This window comes from Microbacterium maritypicum MF109, from assembly GCF_000455825.1.
In the GTDB taxonomy this organism is placed as follows: domain Bacteria; phylum Actinomycetota; class Actinomycetes; order Actinomycetales; family Microbacteriaceae; genus Microbacterium; species Microbacterium maritypicum_A.
Genome location: NZ_ATAO01000213.1, coordinates 1 through 395, shown reverse-complemented (window position 1 = coordinate 395; position 395 = coordinate 1). Strand labels below are relative to the sequence as shown.

1 protein-coding gene is annotated in these 395 nt (G+C 67.8%); it reads left to right on the top strand.

What is annotated here, in order from left to right; genetic code table 11:
• On the top strand, positions 1–395 hold a 395-nt coding region (locus L687_RS37760; RefSeq protein WP_040569819.1), incomplete at both ends, for a DUF4118 domain-containing protein.

Below are 395 nucleotides of genomic sequence, written 5' to 3'. Positions count from 1 at the left end.
GTCCTGGCATCGGCTCTGAGGTCATCCGCCGCTCCGGCGACATCGACGTGCACATCGTCACGCACGCCGCAGCGGGTGGGCGGATGGTGCTGCCGCGCATCACCGGCGGAGCCCTGGGCTGGCGTCGACAGCTGCTCGGTTTCGGCGTCGCGCTCGTCTTCGGACCGATCCTGTCGTGGATCATGTTCACGTTCCGCAGCCCCGAGTCGATCACCGCCGAGGTGCTCGCGTACCAACTGCTCGTGGTCGTTGTCGCCCTCATCGGCGGCATCCGCCCTGCGGTGTTCGCGGCGGTGCTCTCGGGCGTCACTCTCGACTTCCTCTTCGTCGCTCCGCTGTTCACGATCACGATCGCGCATCCGCTGCACGTGCTCGCGCTCGCCCTCTACGTGCTC